Here is a 7031-nt window from a genome sequence, read left to right on the forward strand (position 1 = left end):
TTTTTGGTCATCTCGATACTCTGGGTAAGCGAGGTTCCCGGCGGGAGAATCTGTTGCATCGCCAAATCTCCCTCCTCCAGGGTGGGGATGAACTCACCACCCATGCGGGAAAAGACAAAAATGCTGACGGCAAACAAGGCGATGGTAGCGAATACGAACACTGTTTTAAAGCGAAGTGCCGCCTTGAGTACCGGCGTGTACAGCCACTGAAAGAAATCAATAATGCGATCGGCAATGGTACGCTTGTTGGTCACCTTCTTCTTGAGGAATAGCGCGGACATGGCGGGGACGTAAGTTAACGAAAGGATGAGTGCTCCGGCAATGGCCAGCATAACGGTATGCGCCATGGGCTGGAACATCTTTCCTTCGATTCCGACAAGGGCGAGAATGGGGATATAGACCATCAGGATGATGATCTCGCCGAAAGCGGTCGAGCTGCGAATCTTAATAGAGCTCTCGGTCACCTCGTCATCCATTTGCTCCTGGGTGAGTTTTTGTCCCGCGAAACCGACCTGGAGGCGATGGACGCCAACCTGGTGGGTGGCGATCTCGGCCTGGTCGAAGACAGTTTCACCACCATGACAGGAAAACATGTCGATCTGGCCATTTATGTTGAGCATGGCAAGGAAGGTCAATGCGACTGGGCGATGGATAGCCTGAAACGCTCAATGGTTTGGGACGAAGAACGGTTCGGGTGCGAGTATGATCTTGACGTGTTCAACATTGTTGCGGTGTCAGATTTCAACCTTGGCGCAATGGAAAACAAGGGCTTAAACATTTTCAACGACAAATGTATTTTGGCGAATCCGCAAACCGCAACTGACGATGATTATGAAAAAGTTGAAGCGATTATTGCGCACGAGTATTTCCACAATTGGACGGGCAACCGAATTACTTGTCGAGATTGGTTCCAGCTCTGCCTCAAAGAGGGGTTAACCGTTTTTCGCGACGAAGAGTTTACTAGTGACGAGCGCTCACGCGCTGTAAAGCGGATTGTTGATGCACGTGACTTGCGCGCGCACCAATATGCCGAAGATTCAGGTCCGCTTTCACACCCACCTCGCCCAAACCAATTCAAAGAAATCAACAATTTCTACACAGCCACGGTCTATGAAAAAGGCTCAGCGATTGTGCGCATGATCCAGACCTATTTGGGCAAAGATATGTTCCGCAAAGGCATGGACATCTATCTTGAACGCCACGACGGTGATGCAGCCATTATCGAAGACTTCGTGAAATGCTTTGAAGATGCAAGCGGCAAAGACTTAAGCCATTTGCAAATGTGGTACACGGTTGCCGGGCGTCCTGAAGTGAACATCACCCACAGCTATGACGGCGAGAGCAAGCGCCTAACCATCAACCTTGAACAGATCAATAAGCCAACGCCGGGCGAGCCCACGAAAGAGCCCAAATTTATTCCAATTCGATTTGGTTTGGTTTCTGATAATGGCGAAGACCTTAGCTGGGATAGTGTAGCAGGGGCAACGGTTGAAGAAGATCTGATGATCCTTGAAAAAGCCAAGCAGACCGTGGTGTTTGAAGGGGTATCGAGCAAGCCAACACTTTCCCTGTTCCGCGATTTTTCGGCACCGGTTAGCGTCAATTCAGATTTGACGATGGACGACAAACTTAACCTTGCACGATTAGACAATGACCCGTTCAACCGCTGGGACAGTTTGCAAAATGTTGCGCTTGATATCTTGGTGCCTGCCGCCAAAATCGGCGGAGAGGACCCCACCCCGCAAGACCTTGGCAAATTGGCTGAAGCGTTCCGGTCTGTTTTGATGGACCAAACACTTGATAACGCCTTTAAAGCGCTAACGCTTAGCTTGCCGACCCAGTCTGTTTTGGCTGAACACGTTGGTGAAAATATTGATCCTGAACACATCTATGATGTGCGACGCCTGGCACTTTCAACGATCGCGACGATGATCGAACCTGAGCTAGCTCAAACATATAAGTCCTTGCTTGATGAAGGTACCTATTCGCCTGACGCTGCTTCTGCTGGTGCACGTGCATTGAAAAATCAGTGCCTCAACCTATTGTTGGCAGCGGACGCAAACAAAGGCGGCCAAGTGGCCGTAGCACAATATCACGCCGCCACCAATGTGACGGACCGGAGTGCTGCACTTGGCGCGCTAGCGGCGTCTAACCACCCTGCCGCAGCGGAATTGCTCACCGATTTCCGCAATAATCACTGTGACGATATTTTGGTGTTCGATAAGTGGCTAAGCCTAAACGCAATCATTCCAGATGAAGACGCTTTGGATCGCGTCAAATCTTTGATGAATGATCCAAAATTCAACATTGAAAACCCAAATCGCGTGAGATCTTTGATTGGTGGTTTTGCGGCCAATCAGGTTCAATTTGGGCGCAAAGATGGGGCGAGCTTTAACTTTGCAACGAACTTGATTGCGGACATTGATACGCGCACGCCTCAATTGGCCGCACGATTGCTCACGCTTTTCCGTTCGTTCAAAAAATACGAATCAACTCGCCGAACCGCTGCACAATCCGCGCTGGAAAACCTACAAAAAAGCCCCAACTTGTCGCCTGACTGTTCAGACATTTTGGAACGCACTTTGGCTGGTTAATTTTTTTCTAACAGTAAGTGATTCAAAAGACTCAAAGTTTTTGGAGCCGGTGTTAAGTTGCAATTTGGGGGCTCGACAAGAGTCCCCTTTTTGATTCAGTATCTTAGCTAAGCGAAGCGAGAAATCGTCGCCTGGGGTTTTATTTGATACTGGAGAGATACGATGTTGACGACGGAGCAATCCGACGGCGCTGCAGCGGGATTCAGAGCAACACAGAATGTGTCGCATGACTCAAAACTTTCGCAGAAGCGATCCGTCACTTTTTCCAACTGGCAAAACATCACATCGCTCACTCCAGATGTCCAATTTGAAATTGCAAAAACACTTGTCGCCATGCTGATTGTGGCAGCGGCAATTTTTTTCTTTGAAGGCTTTGACCATTTCACCCGCTCCATTATTGCCATTTTGACCATTGCAGGTGTTTGCGCGCTGCACCAGCTAATTCAACCGGCACCGGTACAAGAAGAGCAGAGCGAAGCAACAAACACATTGCACGAAACCCTTGAGCATATGCCACATGGTTTGGCCCACTGGGACGCGCAAGCGCAGCTACTTTGGTGCAACTCAGCCTATCGCGAATTGATGGGACTGGAAGAGAAAGCAGCGGAACAAGGTGCGCCTTACGCCGAGATTATGACCGAGGCGACAAATCCAATTACATTTGATGCACATAAAGACGATGAGCATCATCGAGTTGTAGTGGCCAGATGTGCCGACGAGAAAATCATCCGCATCGAGGATATTTCTGACCCCGACCACAGTTTTGTTACCGTGATTATTGATAGCACCGAACACCACGCCGCAAAGAAAGCCAAAAAAGCGCTGCAAGAGCAATATCGGGAACTAGCTAAACAATATCATGCTGAAAAGATCGCGGCTGAAGCAGCCAGCAGATCAAAGACAAGCTTTTTGGCGCACCTGAGCCACGACATGCGCACCCCCCTTAACCACATCATTGGTTTTGCCGACCTTGTGCAACATGAGCCTTACGGCCCACTTGGGGACAAACGCTACTCAAACTATATCTCCGACATCAAACAATCCGGCGAAGCTCTGCTTGACAATTTTGCTTCGATTTTGGATCTGGCCCAACTTGAGGGTGGGCAAACAATTCAAAATGATACTGACGTGGATATGTATAAATTCGTGAAGCAGAGCCTGCGCCGCCATGCAGCGCGTGCCAAACGCGCCGGGCTAAAACTGGACGCAATGAACCTTTGTGAAAGCGTCGTGAAAGCAGATCCCGCATTGTTGCGCCGAATGGTCGACAACCTTTTGGACAATGCCATTCGTTTTACCCAAGAAGGTGGATCAATTGTGCTAAACTGTTGGTGCGGAAACGATGGTGTGGTTTTAGAGGTTACTGACAGTGGCATTGGCATGCCGCAAGAACGCGTCGAGTTACTGTCTCAGCCCTTTATCTTGGGCGAAGCGGCCTTCACTAAAGACCACAACGCACTGGGCCTTGGCATTGCCACTTCCCGAGCGATCGCTGAATTGTCTGGCGGATCCTTGGTGATCGACAGCAACCCCGGCATAGGCACAACAGTCGCCATCACGCTACCTGCGAAGATTGAAGATGGCACTTTAGAAAAAGCCGCTTAGCGATTCATTTAATTGATAAATTCCTCAAACACCGATGCTGTTCGATTTTGTCGTTCCGCCAGTTCTTCCTCAAGCATTTGAAGGCTCGGGAAATTGGTAGTGCGGGTCAAAAGCTCAACAAAACCATCACTCCAGTTTTCAGTTTTCACCGCCTCAATCTGGCAGGCGGCAGTGAGCTGCAGCACCACATTGTAAAGCGCGTGAGTTTGATCAAGTTCAGCTGTGCTTTCAATTCGACCATGAGCTTCAAGCGCTTTGATAACGTCCAGAGGTGGTGCTTGTGGCACGCCCAATTCTTGACCAAAGGCCAGCTGGGCAAACTGAGCTATGAACTCTAGATCAATCAAACCACCACTTGCGAGCTTGATGTCCCAAGCCGATTTGGCCGGCCGTTCACGTAGCAAACGGTTGCGCATATCCAATACGTCGGTCACAAGCTTTTGGTGATCAACCGGCCCTGTCAGCACCGTTTCAATTACTTTGGAAATGCGCGCACCCAATTGCCCATCGGCAAAAACCACGCGTGCGCGAGAGAGTGCCATATGTTCCCATGTCCAGGCATCTTCGCGTTGATAGCGTTCAAAACCACGCAAACTGGTTGCGAGCGGCCCTGCGTTGCCTGAAGGGCGCAAACGCATATCTGTTTCATACAACACCCCTTCTGCAGTGGGTGCCGAAATGGCGGCAACCAAACGCTGCGTAAGGCGGATGAAATAGTGCGAACTATCTAGCTGCTTTGGACCCGTTGATTGCTCACTGCCCTCGGGCAGATCATAAATCAGGATGAAGTCCAAATCTGATTGTGCATTCATTTCGCGGCTGGCCATTTTACCAAATGCCAGCAGCGCGACTTCTGCCCCATCAACAATGCCATACTTTAATTCAAATTCTTGGCGCACGGCTTCAAAAACCCAATTGAGCAATATTTCAGCCAAAGCGCTAAACTGTTTGGCAGCGGCATCAGCTGCAAGCGTACCAGCGATTAATCCCGCGCTGATGAGAAAGATTTGCTCTTGGCCGAATATACGGGCACGATCAATCAAGTCCTCATAAGAGCGGGCTTCACCCAGAAACTCTTTCGCGCGCACGTCTATAGTATGAGGGCTGGGCACTTCATCATAGAATGCGGGGTCAATTAAACCGTCCACGATATGCACGCGGCGCAAAATGGCGTCTGTCATACGCGGCGCGGCTGCCATGAAGTCGATCAAGACATTTTGCAGGCGCTGATTGTTCTGCAATAGCGCAAACAGCTGGACCCCTGCGGGCAATTTGGAGATGAAAAAATCAAACTGGCGCAACGCCTCATCCGCGTTGCGCGCATTTGATATGTTGCGCAACAGGCTGGGAATAAGCGCTGTGAGCGTTTGGCGGGCCTTATCAGCCCTTGTAGCGGCGTAGCCGCCATAATGCCAGCGCTTGATGGTTTCTATGACTTTGGAGGGGTCTTTAAACCCTATTTCAGAGAGCTTGGTCCAAGTTGCAGGGTCGTCATCACTTCCGGTAAAAACCAGATCACCCAATTCGTCGTCTTCTTCATCATCGCTAAACAATTCGCCATAATGATCAACAACCGCATCCAAACAGTCGCGATAAGCTTTTTTGAAGGCAGCCACATCGTCAAACGGCAACAAGGCGACAATGGGTGCGAGTTGCTTATCGGTCTTGGGAAGTGAATGGGTTTGTTCGTCGTTGAGCATTTGCACACGGTTTTCGACCGCCCGAAGGAACCAATATCGCTCAATCAACCCTTGAGCAACGTCGCTGGAAATCCAATTGGTGGCGGCCAGCGCGCTGAGTGTGTCTGAAGTGGATCGCGTGCGCAGCAGTGTGTCCCTGCCCCCGGCAATCAATTGTTGTACTTGGGCGAAAAACTCAATCTCTCGAATGCCGCCACTGCCCAGTTTGACGTTGTGGCCCAACACGGTTCGCCCAGCGACATTTTTTGCCGTGTTGATTTGGCGCTTGATCGTTTTGATGTCGCCGATGGTGGCAAAATCTAAATGCTTGCGCCAGATGAAGGGGGAAAGCTCTGTTAAAAAGCGCTCACCCGCTTCAATATCGCCCGCGCATGGCCGCGCTTTGATCCAGGCTGCCCGCTCCCAGTTTTGGCCGCGCGATTCATAATAGGACATGGCAGCGCCAGTTGAAATGGCTACTGGCGTTGAGCCAGGATCGGGCCGCAAACGCAGGTCGGTGCGGAACACATATCCCGTTTCGTCACGCTCTTGCATGATGGCCGCCAGCTCACGCACCATTTTTTCGTAAATGCGGCCAACACGCGGATTATCTGCGAGCGGTGAACGTGCCAAATCGTAAAACGCTACAATGTCTATGTCCGACGAATAATTGAGTTCCAACCCGCCATGTTTGCCCAAGGCAAGAATGGTCAGGCCCGACTGGCGTGATGGGCGCATGGTTGGATCAACAGCGACACCCAAAGCGTGAAATCGCTCAGTGACCAAATGATCAAGCGCGGCGTCTAAACATTTATCTGCAAACAACGCGAGCCATTCTGTCGTGTCTTTTGGCGTGGTTGCGCCACTCACTTCGGCAACGGCGGTCACCAGTGCGATGCGCAATTTCAACTGCCGCAGCAATGCACGCAGTCCCATTTCATCCAAATCAAGAGATTGCGCACCCTCAGCGTCCGCCAATATTTCCGCGACAGTGTCAGCGGTTGGTTTGCTCAACGCCGCGTCAAGCCAAGCAAGGTTTGCCCTTGCGCAATCTGCCAAAAATGGCGCCGCCTCAAAAATGCAAGCCAAGCCAGATCGACACGAAGAAATGTTGCTTAGTGGCAGTTCTGTTTCGGCCAATAGATCACCAATT

At 50.6% G+C, this 7031-nt stretch carries 4 protein-coding genes; 2 read left to right on the plus strand and 2 right to left on the minus strand.

The genetic code is table 11. From position 1 onward, the window contains the following. Positions 1–476 (minus strand): efflux RND transporter permease subunit (locus Q0231_RS09850; protein WP_299347484.1); only part of this gene is annotated, 476 nt, incomplete at its 3' end. Between the two features lie 18 nt (positions 477–494). On the opposite strand from Q0231_RS09850, the gene pepN reads away from it, so the two are divergent. Then, positions 495–2594 carry an aminopeptidase N gene (pepN, locus tag Q0231_RS09855; RefSeq protein WP_299347486.1) on the plus strand — a complete coding sequence of 700 codons (2100 nt, stop codon included), beginning with the start codon at positions 495–497 and terminating at the stop codon, positions 2592–2594. A 162-nt stretch (positions 2595–2756) separates the two neighbouring features. Continuing rightward, positions 2757–4199, plus strand: coding sequence for a PAS domain-containing sensor histidine kinase (locus Q0231_RS09860; RefSeq protein WP_299347488.1), 1443 nt, complete (start codon positions 2757–2759; stop codon positions 4197–4199). A gap of 8 nt (positions 4200–4207) precedes the next feature. Here the strand turns inward: Q0231_RS09860 and Q0231_RS09865 are convergent. Then, a partial coding sequence (locus Q0231_RS09865) for a bifunctional [glutamine synthetase] adenylyltransferase/[glutamine synthetase]-adenylyl-L-tyrosine phosphorylase (RefSeq protein ID WP_299347490.1) occupies positions 4208–7031 on the minus strand: 2824 nt, incomplete at its 5' end.

The organism is uncultured Maritalea sp. (assembly GCF_937139385.1).
Classification (GTDB): domain Bacteria; phylum Pseudomonadota; class Alphaproteobacteria; order Rhizobiales; family Devosiaceae; genus Maritalea; species Maritalea porphyrae_A.

Bases quoted from the DNA above. Each gene is read 5' to 3' on its own strand.
- Q0231_RS09860 (WP_299347488.1), top strand. From the start codon at position 2,757: ATGTTGACGACGGAGCAATCCGACGGCGCTGCAGCGGGATTCAGAGCA.